Annotated in this window: 19 protein-coding genes and 2 pseudogenes; 7 read left to right on the forward strand and 14 right to left on the reverse strand. The window is 69.2% G+C overall.

The window, feature by feature from the left end:
* Positions 1 to 16: 16 nt before the first annotated feature.
* From aroF to L1066_RS10000, 4 genes are all read left to right on the forward strand, one after another.
* Positions 17 to 1,060, forward strand: coding sequence for a 3-deoxy-7-phosphoheptulonate synthase (gene aroF, locus L1066_RS09985; protein ID WP_235736189.1), 1,044 nt, complete (start codon positions 17 to 19; stop codon positions 1,058 to 1,060).
* Between the two features lie 98 nt (positions 1,061 to 1,158).
* Entirely contained in the window at positions 1,159 to 2,169 is a 1,011-nt protein-coding gene (locus L1066_RS09990) for an NADase-type glycan-binding domain-containing protein (protein ID WP_235736186.1), read from the forward strand.
* Between the two features lie 184 nt (positions 2,170 to 2,353).
* Positions 2,354 to 4,168 (forward strand): zinc ribbon domain-containing protein, encoded by a 1,815-nt coding sequence (locus L1066_RS09995; RefSeq protein ID WP_235736185.1) that lies wholly within the window; start codon positions 2,354 to 2,356, stop codon positions 4,166 to 4,168.
* Between the two features lie 188 nt (positions 4,169 to 4,356).
* Positions 4,357 to 5,829: a hypothetical protein gene (locus L1066_RS10000; protein ID WP_235736184.1), complete on the forward strand. Its 1,473-nt coding sequence runs from the start codon at positions 4,357 to 4,359 to the stop codon at positions 5,827 to 5,829.
* Between the two features lie 11 nt (positions 5,830 to 5,840).
* On the opposite strand, the gene L1066_RS10005 is transcribed toward L1066_RS10000, so the two are convergent.
* The 6 genes from L1066_RS10005 to L1066_RS10030 all read right to left on the reverse strand — a co-directional run bounded on the left by L1066_RS10005 (position 5,841) and on the right by L1066_RS10030 (position 13,318).
* Entirely contained in the window at positions 5,841 to 7,457 is a 1,617-nt protein-coding gene (locus L1066_RS10005) for an FAD-binding protein (protein WP_235736183.1), read from the reverse strand.
* 11 nt (positions 7,458 to 7,468) lie between these two features.
* A complete protein-coding gene (locus tag L1066_RS10010) occupies positions 7,469 to 7,657 on the reverse strand; it encodes a hypothetical protein (protein ID WP_235736182.1) in 189 nt (62 codons plus the stop codon).
* Positions 7,658 to 7,699: 42 nt separating this feature from the next.
* Entirely contained in the window at positions 7,700 to 9,178 is a 1,479-nt protein-coding gene (locus tag L1066_RS10015; protein ID WP_235736181.1) for an FAD-dependent oxidoreductase, read from the reverse strand.
* A 248-nt stretch (positions 9,179 to 9,426) separates the two neighbouring features.
* The gene (locus L1066_RS10020; RefSeq protein WP_312007466.1) at positions 9,427 to 10,428 is read right to left on the reverse strand and encodes a threonine aldolase family protein; all 1,002 of its coding nucleotides are present in this window, start codon (positions 10,426 to 10,428) and stop codon (positions 9,427 to 9,429) included.
* A gap of 36 nt (positions 10,429 to 10,464) precedes the next feature.
* Complete coding sequence (locus L1066_RS10025) at positions 10,465 to 11,796, reverse strand: class II 3-deoxy-7-phosphoheptulonate synthase (RefSeq protein ID WP_235736190.1); 1,332 nt, start codon at positions 11,794 to 11,796, stop codon at positions 10,465 to 10,467.
* Positions 11,797 to 11,878: 82 nt separating this feature from the next.
* Positions 11,879 to 13,318 carry an APC family permease gene (locus L1066_RS10030; protein WP_235736191.1) on the reverse strand — a complete coding sequence of 480 codons (1,440 nt, stop codon included), beginning with the start codon at positions 13,316 to 13,318 and terminating at the stop codon, positions 11,879 to 11,881.
* A 205-nt stretch (positions 13,319 to 13,523) separates the two neighbouring features.
* On the opposite strand from L1066_RS10030, the gene L1066_RS10035 reads away from it, so the two are divergent.
* From L1066_RS10035 to L1066_RS10045, 3 genes are read left to right on the forward strand one after another with little or no spacing between them, the layout of a single operon-like run.
* Positions 13,524 to 14,363 (forward strand): DUF1028 domain-containing protein, encoded by an 840-nt coding sequence (locus tag L1066_RS10035; protein ID WP_235736192.1) that lies wholly within the window; start codon positions 13,524 to 13,526, stop codon positions 14,361 to 14,363.
* Positions 14,363 to 15,832 carry a glycerol kinase GlpK gene (gene glpK / locus L1066_RS10040; protein WP_235736193.1) on the forward strand — a complete coding sequence of 490 codons (1,470 nt, stop codon included), beginning with the start codon at positions 14,363 to 14,365 and terminating at the stop codon, positions 15,830 to 15,832. The genes L1066_RS10035 and glpK overlap by 1 nt, the downstream gene beginning before the upstream one ends.
* A gap of 3 nt (positions 15,833 to 15,835) precedes the next feature.
* A complete protein-coding gene (locus tag L1066_RS10045; RefSeq protein ID WP_235736194.1) occupies positions 15,836 to 16,720 on the forward strand; it encodes a hypothetical protein in 885 nt (294 codons plus the stop codon).
* An 86-nt stretch (positions 16,721 to 16,806) separates the two neighbouring features.
* On the opposite strand, the gene L1066_RS10050 is transcribed toward L1066_RS10045, so the two are convergent.
* The 8 genes and pseudogenes from L1066_RS10050 to L1066_RS10080 form a co-directional block, all read right to left on the reverse strand.
* Complete coding sequence (locus L1066_RS10050; RefSeq protein WP_235736195.1) at positions 16,807 to 17,757, reverse strand: hypothetical protein; 951 nt, start codon at positions 17,755 to 17,757, stop codon at positions 16,807 to 16,809.
* A 123-nt stretch (positions 17,758 to 17,880) separates the two neighbouring features.
* Positions 17,881 to 18,258 carry a response regulator transcription factor gene (locus L1066_RS29155; RefSeq protein ID WP_446499903.1) on the reverse strand — a complete coding sequence of 126 codons (378 nt, stop codon included), beginning with the start codon at positions 18,256 to 18,258 and terminating at the stop codon, positions 17,881 to 17,883.
* Positions 18,219 to 18,542 carry a response regulator gene (locus tag L1066_RS29160; protein WP_446499904.1) on the reverse strand — a complete coding sequence of 108 codons (324 nt, stop codon included), beginning with the start codon at positions 18,540 to 18,542 and terminating at the stop codon, positions 18,219 to 18,221. The genes L1066_RS29155 and L1066_RS29160 overlap by 40 nt, the downstream gene beginning before the upstream one ends.
* A 37-nt stretch (positions 18,543 to 18,579) precedes the next feature.
* Complete coding sequence (locus tag L1066_RS10060) at positions 18,580 to 18,837, reverse strand: GlsB/YeaQ/YmgE family stress response membrane protein (RefSeq protein ID WP_235736196.1); 258 nt, start codon at positions 18,835 to 18,837, stop codon at positions 18,580 to 18,582.
* A gap of 54 nt (positions 18,838 to 18,891) precedes the next feature.
* Complete coding sequence (locus L1066_RS26585) at positions 18,892 to 19,398, reverse strand: flavin reductase family protein (RefSeq protein ID WP_235736197.1); 507 nt, start codon at positions 19,396 to 19,398, stop codon at positions 18,892 to 18,894.
* Positions 19,395 to 19,964 carry a sensor histidine kinase gene (locus L1066_RS27630; RefSeq protein ID WP_235736198.1) on the reverse strand — a complete coding sequence of 190 codons (570 nt, stop codon included), beginning with the start codon at positions 19,962 to 19,964 and terminating at the stop codon, positions 19,395 to 19,397. The genes L1066_RS26585 and L1066_RS27630 overlap by 4 nt, the downstream gene beginning before the upstream one ends.
* Positions 19,965 to 20,091: 127 nt before the next feature.
* A pseudogene (locus L1066_RS27635) lies at positions 20,092 to 20,295 on the reverse strand (DUF5931 domain-containing protein); the annotation flags it as partial.
* Between the two features lie 258 nt (positions 20,296 to 20,553).
* Positions 20,554 to 20,684, reverse strand: a pseudogene (locus L1066_RS10080) (1-acyl-sn-glycerol-3-phosphate acyltransferase); the annotation flags it as partial.

A 20,684-nucleotide genomic window follows, 5' to 3' on the forward strand; every position in this document is an offset into this window, starting at 1 on the left:
CCGATAGGCTCGACCCATGGTCGTCGTCATGTCCCCCGGAGCCACCGACGAGGACGTCGCGCAGGTCGTCTCCCGGGTCGAGGGTGTCGGCGGCGAGGCGTTCGTGAGCAAGGGGCTGGTGCGCACCATCATCGGCCTGGTCGGCGACATCGAGTCGTTCCACCACCTCAACCTGCGCACCCTGCGTGGAGTGGCCGACGTGCACCGCATCTCGGACCCCTACAAGCTGGTCAGCCGTCAGCACCACCCGCAGCGGTCCACCGTCTGGGTGGGGCCCGAGGGTCGGCAGGTGCCGATCGGCCCCGACTCCTTCACGTTCATTGCCGGGCCCTGCGCGGTGGAGTCCGCCGAGCAGACCGTCGAAGCGGCCCGGATGGCCCAGTCCGCCGGTGCCTCGATCCTGCGCGGTGGCGCCTACAAGCCCCGCACCTCCCCCTACGCCTTCCAAGGCCTCGGCCGGTCCGGCCTCGAGATCCTTGCCCAGGTCCGCGAGACCACCGGCATGCCGATCGTCACCGAGATCGCCGATGCCCGCGACGTCGACGTGCTGGTCGACTACGCCGACATGCTGCAGATCGGCACGCGCAACATGGCCAACTTCGGCCTCCTCCAGGCAGTCGGCGAGTCCGGGAAGCCGGTACTCCTCAAGCGCGGCATGTCATCGACTGTCGAGGAGTGGCTGATGGCGGCCGAATACATCGCCCAGCGCGGCAACCTCGACATCGTCTTGTGCGAACGCGGCATCCGCACCTTCGAGCCCTCCACCCGCAACACCCTCGACATCTCCGCCGTCCCGGTCGTGCAGGCCGCCAGCCACCTTCCGATCGTGGTGGACCCCTCACACGCCGCGGGCCGCAAGGATCTCGTCGTACCGCTCTCCCGCGCCGCGATCGCCGTGGGCGCCGACGGCCTCCTGGTCGACGTGCACCCCAATCCCGAGGTCGCTCTCTGCGACGGCCCGCAGGCCGTGCTCGGCACCGAGTTGCGTGCCCTGGCGCAGGCCGTTCGCCAGCTCCCCCGTGCCGTGGGCCGGGTGTCCGTGCACGACGTCACCCGCTGATGGGAGCCCTTCTCGTCGAGCATCCCGAGCACTTGCTGCCACAGGTCGGGTAATCTCCCCGGCGGGGTGGGCACTGCGAGCCACCAGAGGGATGAGTGATGAGCTTCTGCACGAACTGCGGCGCGCAACTCGGATTCGGCCGCTTCTGCACGAACTGCGGTCAACCCATCCCTGAAACCGGCGACACGGCGCCACCGGACGTCGATTCCACCCAGGTGCGCCTCCCTCGTGTACAGCCCGATGCTGCCACCGGTCCGCGCTTCCCCCTGTATGCCGATCCGACCGACCCGGCAGCCCAGCAGCCACCCCCGACCGCCGGCACCCCGCAGCCGTACGCCGCCCCCGCTGAGACGCCGTCGGCCCACCCGCACCCCTATCCCACCGTTCCTCCCACCGGGCAGGTTCCACCCGACCAGCAACGCAAGCGTTCGCCCTGGCCGTGGGTTCTCCTGACGCTGGTGCTGCTGCTCGGCCTCGGCGGCGCGGCCTGGGCACTGAGTCGCGACGACGACACCGATGCCTCCGGGGGCGATCCGTCGGGCCAGGTCTCCCCGACCGATCCCGAGAGCTCCGCCAGCCCGAGCGAGAGCCTGTCGCCGAGTGAGTCGACGTCTCCGTCGCCCGACGGCGACCCCGTCGACCTCGCCTCCGAGGCCCAGGTCACCGGACCGAGGCCGACGCAGCCGGGCCAGTCGGTGGACGGCACCCAGGTTCGCTACCCCGCCACCAACATGCTGGACAACGACCCGACCACGGCCTATCGCATCGATGGCGACGCCACGGGCGCCACCATCACCTTCACCTTCGACGAGCCGGTGACCATCCGCGAGATCGGGATGATCAACGGCTACGCGAAGGTCGACGGGCAAGGTGCCGGGCGTCGTGACTGGTATGTCAGCAACCGCAAGGTGTTGCGCGCCGAGTGGACCTTCGACGACGGCACGAGCGCTGTCCAGGAGTTGCGCAGGACCACTGACCTGCAGGTGATGCAGGTGGCCGCGACGACCACGCAGACGATCACGTTGCGACTCCTCAGGGTCAGCAAGCCCGGGTCCGACCCGCGCAACACCACCGCGATCAGCTCCGTGTTGCTGCGCGGGCACCGCTGAACGCCGACCGTTCGATCCGGGCTGGGTCAGGGGCGAGGGTTTCTTCCGCCACGGGGTGGGCAAGAACTACCCCGAGTATGTCGAAATTGCGTGCCAGCAGCCGGTCAAGACGCCTCCCGAGGGCGTTTCGTGACTAACCTGAACGCAACGCAAGTCAACCCGAGCAACGATCGGAGTCATCACCATGACCCCCTGCCCGCATTGCGGAGCGGCCACCACCCCCGGTGCCCCCTTCTGCGGCACCTGTGGCCGCCCCCTGGCCCCGGCCAGCACGCCTGACCCCAACGTCACGCAGGTGCGACCGGCCGTGCAGCCCAACCAGCCGGGTGACGCCGCAGCGCAGGCGCCCTACGGCCAGCAGCCCCCACAGCAGCCCGCGCAGCCGCAGGAACCCCAGCAGCAGTGGAGCCAGCAACCCCCGCAACAGCCCCAGCAGCAGTGGGGTCAACAGCCTCCCCAGGGGCAGCAGCAGTGGGGCCAGCAGGGGCAGCAGCAGTACGGCGCCCCGCAGCAGCAGTGGGCGCAGCAGCCCGGTGGCAAGTCCGGCTTCGACTTCACCAAGCTGCTGGTCGGCAACTGGATCGGCATGGGCATCGTTGCCCTGTCGGCGCTCGGCGTGGCCTTCGTCTTCGCCCTGCTCTTCGCGTTCACGACTGCGGAGGACCTCTCGGTCGGCTCGGCGATCTGGACCACTCTCGCCCAGACGGCAGCTGCGTTCGGTGCCAACACGGTCATCGACCTGGGTGACGACGCCAGCGTCAGCATCGGTCAGTACCCGCTGCTCGCGACGTTCGTCTCGCTCGGCGTCGCCGGCTACCTGTTCCGGCGTACGACCGCGGGCTACCGCGACATCAAGGAAGGCCTGCTGGACGCCGTCCGTGCCGGTCTGATCCTGAGCGTTCTCGTCTTCGTCATCTCGCTCATCGTCTCCATCGCCTCGCCCGACATCGAGGGTTACCTCAACCTCAGTGGTGACTCGATGGACAGCTTCGGAGTCGCGGTGCTCGACGGCGAGACCAAGGTCTCGATCGCCGGGGCGATCTTCCTGCCGTTCCTGCTCATGGTCTTCGTGCTGGGCCTGCTCTCGCTCACTCGCCGCGACTGGATGGGCGAGAAGCTCGCCAAGGTCCACGGCTTCATCGCCGTGCCACTCAGCGCCCTCGGCGTCCTGGTCGCAGGCCTCGTCGTGCTCGGTCTGGTCTACCTGGTCTTCCAGATCATCGGCAACGACGACGCTCGTGGCTTCGCCGAGATCATGCGCGCCCTGGCCGCGCTGCCTGCCATGGGTCTCTTCCTGGTCACCCTCGGCGTGTTCGGTCAGATGGGCAGCAAGTCCAAGACCAAGGGCGGCGGCGACTCCGACTCCGACACCGACTGGGAGCGCCTCCCCGACTTCACCGACGACAACGGCGCGATCTTCTGGGCCGCGCCGGTCTTCGCACTCGCACTCGCTGCGGGTGTGCTCTGGTACATCAACATGAAGACCCCGGACAAGACGAAGCTGCTCCGCAACTTCGGCATCTACCTGGCCTCGCTCCTGGTCTTCTTCCCGCTCCTGGTGCGTCTCTCCAACATGCACCTCAAGCAGGAGCAGGAATACAACGGCGACGACTACAAGACGTCGATCACCCAGGGCGCCGAGGGCTTCCAGGCGATGCTCTTCTTCATCCTCTTCTCGGCTGTCATCGGCCTGATCATCGCGTTCGTCTCCGGTGCGCTGGACTTCAACGAGGTGAAGGCGAAGGCTCAGCAGTTCCAGGGCCAGCAGGGCCAGCCCGGTCAGCAGCAGTGGGGCCAGCAGCCTCCGCAGCAGGGCCAGTGGGGTCAGCAGCCCGGACAGCCCGGACAGCAGCAGTACGGCGCTCCGCAGCAGCCGGGTCAGCAGCAGTGGGGGCAGCAGCCTCCGCAGCAGCCAGGTCAGCAGCAGTGGGGCCAGCAGCCCCCGCAGCAGCCCGGTGACTCCGGCCAGTGGGGTCAGCAGCCGCCGCCCCAGCAGTGACCTGACGTCACACTGAACCACGCAGAGACGCCCCGGAGCTGGTGCTCCGGGGCGTCTCTGCGTCCTCACTGCCGCACGGGAACGCCCGGTACGAACACGATTTGCCCTCCACGTGTCGGTGGGCGGCACTAGCATTCCGTCCACACGATCGCGTTGACAGGCGTCGGTCGCAGTCCGAGGAGTGACAGATGAGCTTCTGTGCCGAGTGCGGCAGTGCCACGTCAGCGCTCAACTTCTGCCCCCAGTGCGGCTTCCCCGTCGCATCCGCTGCGCCGGTCAGCCCTCCTCCTGCTTCGGAGGCCATCACCCATCGGGCACCGGCGCCTCCGCTGCCACCACCTCCTGCGGCAGCAGCTCCGTCGTCGACGACGCCCTCGGTCGACCTGGGGTGGTTGCTGCGCGGCAACTGGATCGGCGCCGCGCTCACGGCGGTCACCGCCGTACTCATCGCGTTCGTCGTGTCCGGCGGACTCCTGTGGGTCGCGGATCCGCCCGACACCAGCACCGACGACCGGCTCACCATCACGGCGATCAGTGCAGCTGCGGCCTTCGGCGCAGGAGCGAGCGGCACCTACGAGCTCGACCTCGATGACGAATCCTTCGAGGGCGGCAGCTTCGAGGGCTCGCTCAGCGGCAACGTCATGCCCCTGACCATCACCCTGCTGGCGTTGGGCGCAGCGATCTTCGTGTTCCGGCGGCTGACCGCGAGCTATCCGTCGATCAGGTACGCCGTCGGCGACGCGCTGCGGGCAGCCCTCCTCTTCGCACTCGTGATGTTCGTCCTCGTGCTGGTCTTCCGCGGTGGCGAGTCCGACCTGACCGAGGAGATGGGCATCTGGGACGACCCCGATCACTTCTCCTGGGGCGCCTCCGCACCGGCGACCCTGTTCGTCTCCTTCTTCACGATGGCCGTCGTGCTGGTGCTCGCCTGCTTCGTCCGGCGCGACTGGCTCGGTCCCGCGCTGCAACGCCTGCACGACCACCTCGGCGCTCCACTCGTCGGGCTGGGGGCGTTTGCTGCGCTGTTACCCCTCGCCGGCCTGATCGGTTGGTGCGCTCTGTGGTTCACCACCGACGGCGACCCGGGCGAGGGACTCGATGCCAACCAGGTCGTCACGGGATGGATCTACACCCTCGGCACTGCCGGCATCGCCTTCGTCCACGCCGGGGCCGGAGGTCGACTCGGCGCCTCCTACGCCATGGACGAGTCGATGGCCGACGGCGCCAAGACCGAGGACGCCTTCTTCGAGAGGCTCAGCCACGCCATCGACGGATCCGACGGGTGGGGCCTGTGGCTCGCCATCCCGACGATGGTCGTGGTGCTGATCGCGTGCGCGGTCGTCGTCGCCCGGCGGGCCCGGACGACCGCGCGGCCACAGCTGGCCCTGCTCTGGTGGCCGGTACTGATGTTCGCCTTCGTCCCCTTGCTCAGCCGTCTGGCGTCCGGTCGGGGCTCGATGCACTTCGAGGGCGGCGGTGAAGACATCGAGGCGTCCGGGTTCGTCGGGCTCAAGCCCAGTGACACCCTGCTGATCCCCCTCATCACGATCCTCGTTGCCCTCATAGTGGGGGCAGCGACCGGCATGATCAACCTGCGTGAGGTCGCGCAGAAGGTGCAGCAGGACCCCAGTCGGCCCGCGCCACCGTCCACGCAGCCCTAGCCCCTCCGGCTTCAGCCGGTCGTCGCCATGTCGAGGGCTGCGAGGTGAGCAAACACCATGCTGGATCCGATCGGGTTGCCGCCTCCGGGATAGGTCTGTCCGCTGACGGCTGCCTGCGAGTTGCCCGCCGCATACAGGCCCCGGATGACCTGCCCCCGGGCGTCCAGCACCCGAGCGCGTTCATCGGTCCGAAGTCCGCCCTTCGTGCCGAGATCGGAGAGACCGAAGGCCGCGGCGTGGAAGGGACCCTTCTCGATCGCCACCAGCGGCGACCCACCGTCCGCAAAGGCCCGGTCGTAGGGCTCCTCACCACGACCGAAATCATCGTCACGGCCGGACGCGACGAAGTCGTTGAACCGTTCGACGCTGGCGACCAGGCGCTGTGGCGGGACACCGATCTTCTCGGCGAGCTCCTCCAAGGTGTCGGCGCTGACCCACAGCCCGGCCTCCTCGTAGTCCGCTGGCCGTCCGATCGGAACGCTGGCGGAGCGGACCGGGGGCACCGCTCCGTCACGGTCGTCATGGATCATCCAGAAGGGCAGGCTCACCGTGCCCGCATCCATCCGAGCGATCACCTCCCTGCCGATCCGGTCGTAGGCCCAGGACTCGTTCACGAACCGGTCCCCCTGGTCGTCGACGAAGATCCCGCCGGTGAACCAGAGCGAGAAGGTGGAGCGTCCGTCGGGATGCGTCATCCCCGGCGACCACCAGGCCTCCTCCATCAGGTCCACGTCGGCACCGACCTCGATGCCAGCGCGGATGGCCAGTCCCTGATTGGTGTCGGGACCCATGGCATCGCGTGCAGCACCGGGCACGCCGTACTCGGAGCGCATCTCCTGGTTGTGCTCGAAGCCACCCGACGCGATGATCACGCCCTTGTGTGCCCGGACCCGGCGGCGTACGCCGTCCTGGCTGACGACGGCACCGACGACGGTGTCACCGTCTCGGACCAGCTCGTCGCAGCAGGTGTTGAGTCTCAGGTCGGCGTTGGGGAGGCCGGACAGGGCGAGCAGGTGCCGTCCGACCAGCGCCTGGCCACCGTTGACTGCCGCAGGCAGCTCCTCACCGCCACGTTCCACCCCCAGTGGGGGCCGGATCAGTCCGCGCAGATCGCCAAGTTGCTCGGGGCGGATCGGTTTCATGATGATGTGCCGCCCCGTGGGGCTGGCCTCGGGTGCCGATCCGTAGTAGTCGGGCCAGGGCCACACGACGAAACGGAAGGCCTCGTCGGCCTCGAGGTAGTCCACGAGCCGGGGACCGGTCTCGAGGTAGGCGTCCTGGAGCGTCTCCGGGGTCCGGTCACCGACCACCGCGCGATAGTAGGTGCGGGCGGCAGCCGGAGTGTCCGTGCTTCCCGCCCGCGCAAGGACGGCGTTGTTGGGGAACCACATGCCTCCGCCGGAGTAGGCCGTGGTGCCTCCGAAGGCTCCACTCGCTTCGGCCAGGATCACGGTGAGTCCTTCGCGCGCGGCGGTGTAGGCCCCGGTGAGACCACCCGCGCCGGAGCCGACCACCAGGACGTCGCACTCGTCGTCCCACCCGTTGTCCGTCACTGTCACTTCCTCGCGCTGCATCTCGTCCTCGTTCATCTGTGCGGCGCGGCAGCTCGATGCCACCGCTTCGATCATGGGCCGGAGGATCAGGCGCTGCCGGGAATGGGCTCGAGCTCATCCCACAGCGGGCCGGTCATCTCCTTGAAGGGGACCTCGTCGCCCTGCATCCGCTCGCCGACGATGCCGTGCTCCCCGAAGAAGGAGGACCTGGCCACGCGTCCCCTGACGTGGGCGATGTAGGCGACGGCGAAGAGCGCTTGGAGGTCCTTGGTCATGTTGCTCCCAGTGGTCGTCGACGCGGGCATGCGGTGTCCAGGTCAACGCCGAGCGTGGTCGGCAGCCTCGCGACCAGCGATCCGCCCGAAGGCAAGGGCATCGGCGATGTGGAACCCGCCGTCCTTGCCCCAGCTGTACGTCGAGCTCAACTCGCCCGCCGCATACAGACCGGGGATCGCACTGCCCCACACGTTCATCACTCGGGCACGCCCGTCGCGCCGAGGTCCACCGTTGCTCCAGCCGAGCATCGGCTCGACCTCGATCGCGTAGAAGGGCGCTTCGTCGATCGGTGCCAGCTTGGCGGGTGAGCGACCGAACGCATCGTCTCGACCAGCGGCGCAGGCACTGTTGTAACCGGCCACCGTGGCCTCCAGGGCTTCGGGGTCGAGCCCGACCAGCGTGGCCAGCTCGGCGATCGTGTCTGCGCGTCGGATGACCCCACTCTCGATCTCCGCGGAGTTGTCGACACTCCAGGTGACGCCCTCCATCAGCAGTCCCCACCCCACCGGGAGCATGTCGCGTCCCGCGCCGAGCGGACCGGCCACGCGCATCTGCTCGTCGAAGACCATCAGGGCTGGATGCAGTGGGTTGAGCTCAGTGCCGTGGCCGTCGATGACATGGCCGTGGCGCGCAGCGATGGTCTCGCTGCGGAACCGGCGGGCATCGCGGTTGACGAAGATATAGTTGTCGGCCGCGTAGACCGACAGGAACATTCCGTGTCCACCGACGTCGAGCCCACGGTGCGTCATCATGTTGTCCATGTGCCACAGGTCGGCACCGATCGCCTGGGCCAGCTTGTGTCCGTCGCCCGTGCTGTGGGGCGATCCCCACAAGGTCGTGGTGGTCAGGCGCAGGTAGTCCCGCACCATCTGTGCGTTGGCCTGGAATCCACCTGTTGCGAGGACGACGCCGCCCCGAGCGCCGTAGCGGCGGTCACCGTCCGGGCCGGCCACACGCACGCCGACGACCGCGCCCGCTCCATCGGTGACGAGACGCGAGGCAGGGCTCGACCAGAGGACGGGGATGTCGCGTTCGGCCAACGCCGAGCGCAGGAAGTCGTGGAGACCGAAGTTGCCGAGTGCACCACCGACCGCGTCCATCCCGAGGTAGCACTCACTGCCCTCGTGGTCCTCGTACTCCGGTTTGGTGTGGAACTGGAGGCACTGGGCGACGTCCGCCCCCAGGCTGCGCATCCAGTCGGAGTTGGCGACGACCTCACGCGCCCAGGCGTCCACGACGTCTGCGGCGACGGGAAAGTCGCCACACACTGCCCGGAGGAATCGGGTCGCAGTCTCCTGGTCGCCGAGGTTCGCCCAGCCGCCCCCGGAGACCCGAGTGTTGCCGCCGGCCTCCTCCTCCGAACACTTCTCGACCAGCAGCACCGACGCTCCGGCATCGTGCGCCGCGATGGCGGCGGCGCTCCCGGCCGCCCCGGTCCCGACGACGATCACGTCGTACTCGCAGTCGTGCCCGGAAGCGTCGCTCTCGACGGTGGCCGGTGCCTCACCTGTCTGCGTCATGGATCCGACTCTCGGGCCTGCGCCACCAGCCGTTGGCCCCACTCCCGGACACCGGGAGAACCTGTGTCTCCCATCACACCCACCTCTCCGTCGACGGCGCCCCCATCTCGAACGAGAGCGCCCCCATCACGGGCGAGGGCGCGCGGATCGCGGGGGTCTCGACAAGCTCGACCAACGGGGAAGGCTCGACCAACGGGGAAGGCTCGACCAGCGGCGGTGGACTCGACCAGCGGCGGTGGCTGGCTGGGTCAGAGGCTCGCGAGCACGGCGGCTGCGTGTTCGGTGGCTGCCCGGTCGACGTCGAGGTGTGTCACCAGACGCACCCGGTTGGTGCCCAGTGCGCTGATGAGGACGCCTTCCTCTCGCGCCCGGGCGACGTACGACGCAGCGTCGGGTCGTGACGCCACGACGATGTTGGTCGCCACCCCGGCGGGGTCGACTCCCAGCGCCTCCGCCAGCAGGTGCGCGTTGGCGTGGTCGTCGGCCAGGCGGTCGACGTGATGGTCGAGGGCGTGCAGGCCCGCCGCCGCGAGGACGCCGACCTGACGCATGCCAGCGCCCAACCGCTTGCGCCAGACCCGGGACTCGTCGATCGCAGCCTGCGACCCGACGACCAGGGACCCAATGGGCGCCCCCAGACCCTTCGAGAGACAGACCGCCAACACGTCCACCTGCGCACCCCACTCGGCAAGCGGCACCCCGGTCGCGACGTGGGCGTTCCAGATCCGGGCCCCGTCGAGGTGGAGGGCGCAACCCACGCTGTCGGCGTAGGCCCGCAACGCACGCAGCTCCTCGATCGGGGTGATCGTGCCACCAGCGAAGTTGTGCGTGTTCTCCACGGCGATCGCCCTGGTCGGGACGAAGAACGGACCGAGGTCCGGGGCAAAGAGCGACGCGATCGCCTCGAGGTCCGGACGGCCTGCCGGGTGGGTCCAGGTGCGCATGGTCAGGCCGGTGATCGCGGCATGCGCCCCCAGCTCAGCCCGGGCGACATGGGCAGAGGACTCGCAGAGCACCTCCTCCCCCACCCCGACGAGGGTGCGCACTGCCAAGACGTTGGCCAACGACCCGGTCGGGGTGAAAAGCGCCGCTTCGTGTCCGAAGAGCTCCGCGATGCGCTCCTCGAGCAGCCGCGCCGTCGGGTCCTCGCCATAGACGTCGTCGCCCACCTCCGCGCACGCCATCGCGGCGCGCATCGCCTCGGTCGGCCGGGTGACGGTGTCGGAGCGCAGGTCGATCACGTCGGCCACGCTACCTCCGTGCCGAAGCGGCAAGGCGTCGATGAATCAGCGCTGGCGGAGCGTTTCGGCAACCAGGAAGGCGAGCTCGAGCGACTGCACCCGGTTGAGTCGCGGGTCGACGACGGACTCGTAGCGGTGCGCGAGACCGTGCTCGTCGATCTCCTCACCACCACCGACGATCTCGGTGACGTCGTCACCGGTCATCTCGACCATCATGCCCCCGGGCACGGTGCCGAGGGCGCGGTGCACGTCGAAGAAGCCCTGGACCTCGTCGAGCACGTCGGAGAACCGGCGCGTCTTGTAGCCCGTGGACGCCTCGAACGTGTTGCCGTGCATCGGGTCCGTCACCCAGGTGACGTTGACGCCCTCAGCGGCGACCTTCTCGACCAACGGCGGCAGCACGTCGCGGATCTTGCCGGCACCGAAGCGGGTGATCAGCGTGAGCCGGCCCTCCTCGTTGTTCGGGTTGAGCGCGGAGGCCAGGCCGAGTACGTCGTCGGGCGTCGCAGTCGGGCCGACCTTGCAACCGATCGGGTTGCTGAGGTGCTTGAAGTACTCGATGTGGGCGCCGTCCAGCTGTCGGGTGCGCTCACCGATCCACAGGAAGTGGCCGGAGACGTTGTAGGGCTTGTCAGTGCGCGAGTCGACGCGGGTCATCGCGTGCTCGTAGGGCAACAGCAACGCCTCGTGGCTCGAGTAGAAGTCGACGCGATGGAACTCGTCAGGGTTCGCGCCGATGGCGCGCATGAACTCCAGCGCCTTCTCGATCTCGTTGGCGACCTGCTCGTAGCGCTGCGCGAACGGCGACTCACGGATGAAGTCGGTGTTCCACGTGTGCACCTGGCGCAGGTCGGCGTACCCGCCGTTGACGAAGGCGCGGATGAGGTTCAGGGTCATCGCGGAGGCGTGGTAGACGTCGACCAGACGCTGCGGGTCGGGGATCCGCGACTCCGGGGTGAAGTCGAAGCCGTTGACCGCATCGCCGCGGTAGGCCGGGAGCGTCACCCCGTCACGGGTCTCGGTGTCTGACGAGCGCGGCTTGGCATATTGCCCCGCCAGGCGACCCATCTTCACCACCGGGACGGAGCCGGCGTAGGTCAGCACGACGGCCATCTGCAGCAGCACCCGCAACTTGTTGCGCACGTTGTCGGCCGCAACGCTGTCGAAGGTCTCGGCGCAGTCACCGCCGGCCAGCAGGAAGGCCTCGCCGCGACCGACGGCTGCGAGCTTGCCCTTGAGCTCATCGCACTCTCCGGCAAAGACCAGCGGCGGGAACCCACGCAACGTCTCCACGGCGGCGTCGACCGCTGCCGGGTCAGGGTAGGTGGGCTGCTGCGCTGCGCCCTGCGCCTGCAGGGTGGCCAAGTCGGGGATCACACACCGATACTATGCGCCCCCACCGCGTGGGCGCCTGCGGCGTCGACTACGCGGGACGCCCGACGTGGCTCACCTCGGACGCTCAGTCCTCACCAAGATGCTCGACGTCCTTGAACCGACCGCCCTCGGGCCGGTGCACGACCATCGTCACCAGCCACAGCAGCACACCAATGGCGAGCAGTCCCCCGGCGATCTTGTACTGGACCATGTCCTCGTCGAGACGCGCCCACGGGCCGAGCAGGTAGAGACAGGTGACCGCGCCGAGGACCGGGATCCAGGTCGGCGCGCGGAACGTCTTGCCGGTGCCCGGATCGCGCCGCAGGATGAGGCAAGCGACGTTGACCAGGGAGAACACCGCGAGCAGCAACAGCGCTGTGGTGCCGGACAGGGCCGCGACGACCGTGGTGTCGGACTGCGTGCGCACCACGATGATCAGCCCCAGCGCGAGGACCGTGGTGAAGGCGATGGCGGCGTACGGCGACCGGCGCCCCGGGAGCACCTTGCCCAGCACCGGGGGCAGCACGTCCTGCTTGGCCATGCCGTAGATGAGACGGGAGGCCATCAGCATGTTGATCAACGCGGTGTTGGCCACCGCGAAGACGGTCATGAACGGGAAGAGCTTGTCGATCGGGATGTCGGGGGAACCGATGCGTACGACGTCGAGCAGTGCCCCGGCCTCGGGGTTGACCGGGTTGGCGATCTGCCCGGCCGGCACCACGGCCACGACCGAAACGGCCACCAGCATGTAGATGATCACCGAGATGCCCAGACCGGTGAGCATGATCTTGGGGAAGATCTTCTCCGGGTTCTTGGTCTCCTCGACCATGTTGACCGAGTCCTCGAAGCCGACCATCGAGAAGAACGCGATGGCCGTGGCGATCGTGACCGCCATGAAGAGGCCCTTGTCACTGGGCGACTCGAAGACGGTGACCCGATCGAGCCCTTCGCCCTCACCGCGACCGATCACCCAGAAGCCGATGCCGATGACGATCGCCAGCGCCGCCATCTCGATGACCGTGAGGATCACGTTGAACTTGACGCTCTCTCCCACGCCGCGCAGGTTCACCAGCGCGAGGAACACCATGAAGGCCAGCGCGACCAGCAACGTGGCGGTGCTCCCCGTGGGTACGCCGGGAATCACCTCGTCGAGGCCGATCAGCAGATTGGAGGCGAGCAGTCCCGACGAGGTGGAGGCGCTGGTGATCCCGGAGCAGACGACGGTGAAAGCGACCAGGAACGTCACGAAGTGCACGCCGAACGCCTTGTGCGCATAGAGCGCGGCGCCAGCTGCCTGCGGATACTTCGTCACCAGCTCCAGATAGCTGTAGGCGGTCAGCGTCGCCACAGCGAACGCCACGAGGAACGGCAACCAGGCCACGCCGCCGACCTGGTCGGCGAGTCTGCCCGTGACCGCGTAGACACCGGCGCCGAGGATGTCCCCGACGATGAAGAGCAGCAGCAGCCCGGGACCAAGGACCCGCTTCAGCTCCGGCTCACGGTCGGTGGTCTTTTCCTCGCTCATCCGCACTCCCTCCGAGAACCGGCGACATCGATCCCGTCGTCGTGTGGTCCCGCTCACTCTTCCCTGCCGCATGCCCCACTGGCAACCATCTCCGCTCCGTGTCGACGGTCGGTGTCGAAGGTCCGGGTCGAAGCTCGGCGCCGACATCGTGCGACGCCTGGTCGCGGCGAGGACCCGCACTGCGCGGAACATCTAGGCTGCGGCCATGACCTTCTCGATCGTCGCCCGATCCACCGACGGTGAGTCCTGGGGCGTTGCCGTCGCCTCGAAGTTCCTTGCCGTGGGCAACGCCGTGCCAGCAGCCGTTGCCCAGGTCGGCGCGATCGCCACCCAGGCCGAGGCCAACGTGGCCTACAAGGGCCTGGCCCTCTCCCACCTCGACGAGGGCGCGACCGCATCGGTCGCGCTGCAGCGCCTCCTCGAGGAGGATCCCGACCGCGACAGCCGTCAGGTCGGCATCATCGACTCCGACGGCACCGCGGCCTCCCACACCGGCAGCGCCTGCTACCCGTGGGCCGGAAGCCTCACCGGCGACGGCTACGCGATCCAGGGCAACGTGCTGACCGGCTCGGAGGTCGTCGAGGAGATGGAACGGGCCTTCCTCGCCAGTGACCCCGCCGCTCCGTTGGCAGTCCGCCTGCTTGCTGCGCTGTCGGCCGGGGACGCCGCCGGTGGGGACCGACGCGGGCGCCAGTCGGCGGCCCTGCTCGTGGTCAAGGACGCAGCCGGGTACGGCGGCGGGGACGACGTCGCGGTGGACCTGCGGGTCGACGACCACCCGACGCCCATCCCGGAACTCGAACGGCTGCTGGAGCTCAACGACCTCTTCCTCACCGCCACCGTCGAGGAGGACAAGGTCGAGGTCACCCCGGAGCTCGATGCCGAGATCACTGCACTGGTGCAGGCGCTGGGACACGAAGACCTGCTTGAGTGGAGCGGGCACGAGAACTACGAGATGCGAGTCGCACCCAGCGGCGCCTGGATCGACCAACGGGTTCTGGCGATCCTGCGACGTAGCGGCCGTGCAGCGCAGGAGGAGAACTGATGGCTGTCCTCGCGATCGACGCCGGCACGACCGGCGTCACCGCACTCGTGGTCGACGAACAGGGCAGCATCGTTGCCAAGGGCTACCAGGAGTTCGCCCAGCACTTTCCCCGGCCCGGCTGGGTGGAGCACGTGCCGGAAGAGATCTGGCAGGCAACACTCGAGGCGACCCGCAGCGTGCTGGCGACGTACGGCGGCCAGGTCTCCGCGGTCGGCATCACCAACCAGCGCGAGACGATCATGCTGTGGGACCGGGAGACCTTGGCCTCGCCACGACGCGCGATCGTGTGGCAGGACCGCCGCTCGGCAGACATCTGCTCCCGGCTGGAGGCCGAGGGCCGCGGCCCGCGGGTCACCGAACTGACCGGCCTGCGACTCGATCCCTACTTCTCCGCCACCAAGCTACGGTGGATCGCCGAGCACGAGCCCAACACCTGGGCGCTGGTCGAGTCCGGCCGCTACGCCATCGGCACGGTCGACTCCTACCTGATCGCCCGGATGACCCGCGGCACCTGGCACGTCACCGATGTCTCCAACGCCAGCCGCACCCTGCTCTTCGACCTCACCACCGGCGACTGGTCCGACGAGCTCTGCGACCTCTTCGGCGTCCCCCGGGAGGCACTGCCCGAGCTCGTCCCCAGTTGGGGAGTCATCGGCACCACCGACCCGCGCACGTTCGCCGGCCTCGAGGTGCCGATCGCGGGCATCCTCGGCGACCAGCAGGCAGCACTCTTCGGCCAGACCTGCTTCGACCCGGGCGACGCCAAGTGCACCTACGGCACCGGCTCCTTCATCCTCACCAACACCGGTACCGAGCTGGTGCGTTCCGAGGCCGGGCTGCTCAGCACCGCTGCGTGGCGTTCCCCCGAGGGTGAGCTCACCTACGCTCTCGAAGGGTCGATCTTCGTGACCGGTGCGGCAGTGCAGTGGCTGCGTGACGGACTCCAGATCGTCGGCTCCGCCGCGGAGACAGCGGCGATCGCAGCGACCGTTGACGACACCGAGGGCGTCGTCTTCGTGCCCGCGCTGACCGGGCTCGGAGCGCCGCACTGGGACCCGCATGCTCGCGGCCTGCTGATCGGGCTCACTCGCGGCACCACCCGGGCCCACATCGTGCGCGCCACGTTGGAGGCGATCGCCTTCGAGGTACGTGACGTCATGGAGACGCAGGGCATCAGGGGCGGGAGCTCGCTGCGTGTGGACGGCGGTGCTGCCGACAACGACCTGCTCTGCCAGGCGCAGGCCGACCAGCTGGGGTTGGCCGTGGAGCGCCCACGCTTCGTCGAGACCACCGGTCTCGGTGCCGCCTTCCTGGCCGGTCTGGGCACCGGCGTCTGGGCCAGCACCGACGACCTGCGCGCGACCTGGCAGCTCGACCGCCGTTTCGAACCGGTGGCCGACCGCACCAGCGCCGACGCCGCACATGCGCGCTGGCTCGACGCGGTGGAGCGCGCCAAGGGCTGGGCCTGAGCCATGGACATGCTGGTGGAGACCGCCGACCGGCTCTACGGCCTGCCCCTCCCCGAGTTCACCCCCGCCCGCGACGAGATCGTGAAGGCCCATCGCAAGGACGACCGCGCGTTCGCAGATTCGGTGAAGGCCCTCCGCAAGCCGTCGACAGCGGCCTGGGTGGTCAACATCCTGGTACGCCGCGAGCCCGGCCAGGTCGACCAGGTGCTGGCGGTCGGTGCCGCACTCCGCGAGGCGCAGGCCACCCTCGCGGCCGACGAGCTCCGGGCCCTGACCCGGCAACGGCGCCAGCTGACCGCAGCCGTCACCACCCGCGCCCGGGCGGTGGCCCTCGAGCACGGACAGCGAGTCACCTCGGCCGTGGCCGACCAGGTCGAGGCCACCCTGACCGCGGCGATGATCGACGAAGGTGCGGCGGCCGCCGTACGCACCGGGTTGTTGGTCTCGGCGCTGACGGCGACCGGCGTCGACCGGCTGGACCTGTCCGCCGCGGTGGCGCTCCCCGACCTCGTCGACTTCACGCCCAGCGAGCTGGCCGAGCCGGTGCCCCAGCGGCCCGACCTGCGTGTCGTGCCGGACCCCGACGCCGAGTCGAAGCGCCGTGACGCCGCTCGAGCCGCCCTGGCCGAGGCCGAGGACGAGGTCGCCGGCGCCGAGCAGGCCGTGGGGCAGGCAGACGACGAGGTCACCAGGTTGGAGGCACGCAGCCTGCAACTCCAGTCGGAGATCGCAGAGCTCCGGCGTCAACTGGCCGAACGCGAGGAGGAGCAGGAGCACATCGACTCCGAGCTGACCGAGGCCGGAGAGACCCTTCGGGAGGCCCGCACCGACCTCGCGGCCGCGCACTCCGCTCGCGATCGAGCGCAGAGGTCCTTCGACCGGCTCTGATGCCGGTCCCGATCGAGTGTGAGGTCTGTGCACTTCTCGGCGCAGGAAAGTGCACGGATCCAACACGGGCTGGAGCCAGCGCCGTCTCAGCTCACTCGCCAGCGCGGCAGGACGGTTGACGCCCCAGCCCGGGCGTACGTCGCGTGGATCCTCTCGACGATCATCTGGCGCCGGTGCATCTCGCCACCGACAACGGAGAAGTACTCCAGACCGTGGTTGCGGAAGAGTTCCTCGCGAGCAACGTCCTTCGCCCGTGCCCGCGTCTCGCGGTGGTGCGCGCCGTCGTAGTCGCCGATCACTCCGGCCACCGGGTCGAAGAGATCGGGGCGCCCCAGGAACCTGCCCGAGGTCGAGTGGAGATTGACGTTCGGCAGCGGCGGCCCGAGCCGCGCATCCAGCTGCCACAGCAGTCGCAGTCCAGACTCCGGCGGGGATTCCGCACCTGGCATCGCAAGGGCGAGCGCCTCCCGCGCCAACACGAGGCCGGGCACGCAACGCAGTGGGGCCAGCCAAGCGCCGAACTCGTCCAACGTGGTGAGCCCTGCGTGCAGGGCCATGTCGATGGCGGCCACGGCAGGACGCAGGTGTCCGCGGCTGCGGATCTCGTCGAAGAGCGCTCGGTGCACGCCCGTGCAGGGCACGCCGTGGCGGAGCACGAGCTCGGCTTGGTCGACGCCGGCGCGAAGGAGCCGCACGCCGATCGGCACCGTGATCTGGCTCCGGCTCACCAACAGCACCGGCAGGTCGCGTCCCCAGGAGTCTCGGCCCTCGAACCAGGGCGCGCCCGCCAGGTGCAGGCTCGCCCAGCCGCTGACCGCCCCGCGCCCGTCGCCAATCCGGAGCGAGGCCTCGAGAATGCGTTGGGCCGGCTGCTGCAGCGACGCATCGGTGGGCACGAAGAGATGCGGGGCCACTCGCCGCCACTTGCTGCCCCGAGCCGTGCTCGGTTTGGGCCCAGCGATGCCGCGCAGGTCTGCTCGGACCGGCGTCACGAACTGCGGCGCCGGCAGTCGGGGAGGCGGCAGGTTCCACGGCATGGTGTCGACCCTGCCGTGGAGCGACGGTGGCTCACAGCCGCTGTCCACACCCTCACGATCGAGTGTGAGGTCTGTGCACTTCTCACCGCAGGAAAGTGCACAGAACCAACACAGGATCGGGCCTCAAGCCCCTTCTGGCTCCTCGTCGAGGCCCTGGTCGATCGCCCATCGGGTGAGTTGAACCCGGTTGTGCAGTTGCAGCTTGCGCAGCGTGTTCTGCACGTGGTTCTGCACGGTGCGGTGCGAGAGCACCAGTCGATCGGCGATCTGCTTGTAGGACAACCCCTTGGCGACCAGACGCAACACCTCGGTCTCGCGCGATGTCAGCTTCGGCCCGGGCTCCTCCTGCAGCCGGCGGTACTCGCCCAACACCAACCCGGCCAGGCCGGGCGTGAACACGGCGTCACCACGCGCGACCCGGCGTACGGCGTCGATCAGCTCCTCACGCGACGCCGACTTCACTAGATAGCCGGTGGCGCCTGCCTTGACGGCGGCGAGCACGTCGTCCTGCTCCCCGAGGCGGAGAGGATGAGCACCCGGGCCGACGGGTCCTGCTGCAGCACCTCCGCTGTCACCTCGACCCCGTTGGGGCCGGGGATCTGGAGGTCGAGCACGATCACCTGCGGGGCACTGGCACGGAACCGGACGAGAGCCTCGTCACCGCCCGAGGCCACGGCGACCACGTCGAAGCCGGCCGCAGCCAGGTCGCGCTCGACGGCGTCGCGCCACATGGGGTGGTCGTCGACGACCATCACCCGCACCGGTTCCGAGATCTCCTGGGTCATGGCAGCACGGTAGACGACGTGCTGCCGCCGCCCGGGATCACTTCTTGCTGGTGATGCCTTCTGCGACCGGGATGATCACGATGGCCGCGATCACGGCGACGACGAAGCCGATGAAGTTGATCTCGTCGAGGCTTCCCGTGCCGATGAGAGAGGCGACGATGCCGCCGATGAGGGCGGAGACGAGTCCGACACCCACCGTCGCCATCATGCTGAGTGACTGCTTGCCCGGCCGGAGCAACCGAGCGAGCACGCCGATGACCACGCCGATGAGGATGAAGCCGAGGATCTGGATCATGGCCCCATCAGACACCCGAGGGGGTCCACTGTCCAGCACGCCGTTGCGTGTCGCTCAGCCCTTCCAGCGGCCCCGACGGTGCTCCAGGGGACGGTTCTCCTCACCGAGCACGATCTCCTCCACGAGCCCACAGACCTCGGTCGACCAACCCACCTCGCGCAACGACTCGACGCGCAGTCCGACCCACGTCGACGCACTCACCAACCGCGGGCCCCAGGCGGTGTCGACGAACTCCGCCTGCGCGAAGAGGCCACCGGGGGCCGGTGCCGTGCCTGCGAACATCTCGGCGAGGTCGCGGTGCGGCCACTCCAGCAGCTGTACGACGAAGCGCGCGTCAGCCGCCAACGCGTCGGCCAGGTCGGAGTCGGGATCCAGTAGTCCGAGGATGCGTGCAGGCTCTCCACCGGCCACCATCAGGGACGAGACGGTGAGGCCAGCCCGGTCGCGTCCGGCGCCGGTCGTCCACAGGCTGACCGCACCACCGAGACGGCCGCGGAAGCGGCGGGCCTGGTCGCGGTCCTCCGGCGGCTGCGCAAACGGGTGTCCGGAGTGGATCGTCACGGCTCCTCCTGGCGGGGGACGGTGAACTCCCACTCGACGCCGAGTCCGGAGTCGGTGAAGAGCGACGCCTGTCCGCCGAGGTCGCGGATCCGGCCGCGAATCGACTCGACGACGCCGAGGCGACCCTCGGCCTCGGCTGCTTCCAACCGGCCGGCGGGGATGCCGGGGCCCTCGTCGCGCACCGTGACGACGACCTGGTCGGTGAGGTTCTCGACCAGCACCCAGGCTCGGGCATCGGCACCGACGTGGCGGGCGACGTTGGCCAGGCACTCGGCGACGACGTCGGCGAGCTCGCGGCGGGCGGGAGCCGGGAGCTCCACCGGCCCGCCGGGCCCGGAGACCTCGACGACGAGCCCGGACTGCGCAGCAACGCCTTCGAGCGCGGCCGCCAGGTCGCCCACGGCGCCCAGGTCACCCGAGGCGGTCTCGTCCTGTTGCCGGATCAGGGTGCGTAGCGCCTTCTCCTGCTCGCCGGCGAGCGCGCCCAGTTCGGCAGCCTCGCCCCCGAGTTCGGCACCACGACGCTGGACCAGCGCCAACACCTGCAGCACGCCGTCGTGCACCACGCGCGCGAGCCGAGGCCCGTTCGGATGCGGCAGCGGCCGTACGCTCGGCGGCAGCTCGCGACGCGGCGGAGACCCTCAGGGAGCCACACAGGTAGCCCACGATGGTGCCGGCGATCAATAGCAGGAAGACGTTGGCGTAGTTGGTCTGCGTGATGTGCTCGCGCATCCCCAGGTCGACGACGCTGATGATCGCGCCCGCGATCAGGCCGCCCTTCCAGCGCCACTGCACCGCCCAGGCCAGCAGCGCGCCGGCGACCCAGAACCCGGGCACCGAGGCGTTGAACCACTCCCCCTTGACCACCAGCGTGGAGAGCAACGACGCGAGCGCCATGGCGAGGTCGGCGAAGGCGAGCGGGCACCCGACGCTGCGGGGCGGCGTACGCCCAGATCGCGAAGAAGGTCCACAGCGTCATCGCCACCAGGACGGCGACGCCGAGCTCGTGACGCGCGAAGTTGTCGCGGTGCACGTTGAGCGCGATGGCGTTGAGCAGCACCACCACGCGCAAGACCGCGAGGGCCCGGTGCAGTCGGTCCTCGACCGCGACCACCGCGGGATCCTGCGGTCGCGCCGAGAGGAACCCCATGGAGGTCAGGAGGCCTGCTTGCGCTCGGCGGCAGCCGCGCGTTCGATGCGCTTGGCCTCCTCCTTGGCGCGGGTGGCATACATGTCGACGTACTCCTGCCCGGACAGGTTCATGATCTCGTACATGATCTCGTCGG

The sequence above is a fragment of the Nocardioides alcanivorans genome, assembly GCF_021555175.1.
GTDB classification, from domain to species: Bacteria; Actinomycetota; Actinomycetes; order Propionibacteriales; family Nocardioidaceae; genus Nocardioides; species Nocardioides alcanivorans.

Coding starts and splice junctions, on each gene's coding strand:
- aroF (WP_235736189.1), top strand. CDS start 17: ATGGTCGTCGTCATGTCCCCCGGAGCCACCGACGAGGACGTCGCGCAG.
- L1066_RS09990 (WP_235736186.1), top strand. CDS start 1,159: ATGAGCTTCTGCACGAACTGCGGCGCGCAACTCGGATTCGGCCGCTTC.
- L1066_RS09995 (WP_235736185.1), top strand. CDS start 2,354: ATGACCCCCTGCCCGCATTGCGGAGCGGCCACCACCCCCGGTGCCCCC.
- L1066_RS10000 (WP_235736184.1), top strand. CDS start 4,357: ATGAGCTTCTGTGCCGAGTGCGGCAGTGCCACGTCAGCGCTCAACTTC.
- L1066_RS10005 (WP_235736183.1), bottom strand. CDS start 7,457: ATGATCGAAGCGGTGGCATCGAGCTGCCGCGCCGCACAGATGAACGAG.
- L1066_RS10010 (WP_235736182.1), bottom strand. CDS start 7,657: ATGACCAAGGACCTCCAAGCGCTCTTCGCCGTCGCCTACATCGCCCAC.
- L1066_RS10015 (WP_235736181.1), bottom strand. CDS start 9,178: ATGACGCAGACAGGTGAGGCACCGGCCACCGTCGAGAGCGACGCTTCC.
- L1066_RS10030 (WP_235736191.1), bottom strand. CDS start 13,318: ATGAGCGAGGAAAAGACCACCGACCGTGAGCCGGAGCTGAAGCGGGTC.
- L1066_RS10035 (WP_235736192.1), top strand. CDS start 13,524: ATGACCTTCTCGATCGTCGCCCGATCCACCGACGGTGAGTCCTGGGGC.
- glpK (WP_235736193.1), top strand. CDS start 14,363: ATGGCTGTCCTCGCGATCGACGCCGGCACGACCGGCGTCACCGCACTC.
- L1066_RS10045 (WP_235736194.1), top strand. CDS start 15,836: ATGGACATGCTGGTGGAGACCGCCGACCGGCTCTACGGCCTGCCCCTC.
- L1066_RS10050 (WP_235736195.1), bottom strand. CDS start 17,757: ATGCCGTGGAACCTGCCGCCTCCCCGACTGCCGGCGCCGCAGTTCGTG.
- L1066_RS29160 (WP_446499904.1), bottom strand. CDS start 18,542: ATGACCCAGGAGATCTCGGAACCGGTGCGGGTGATGGTCGTCGACGAC.
- L1066_RS10060 (WP_235736196.1), bottom strand. CDS start 18,837: ATGATCCAGATCCTCGGCTTCATCCTCATCGGCGTGGTCATCGGCGTG.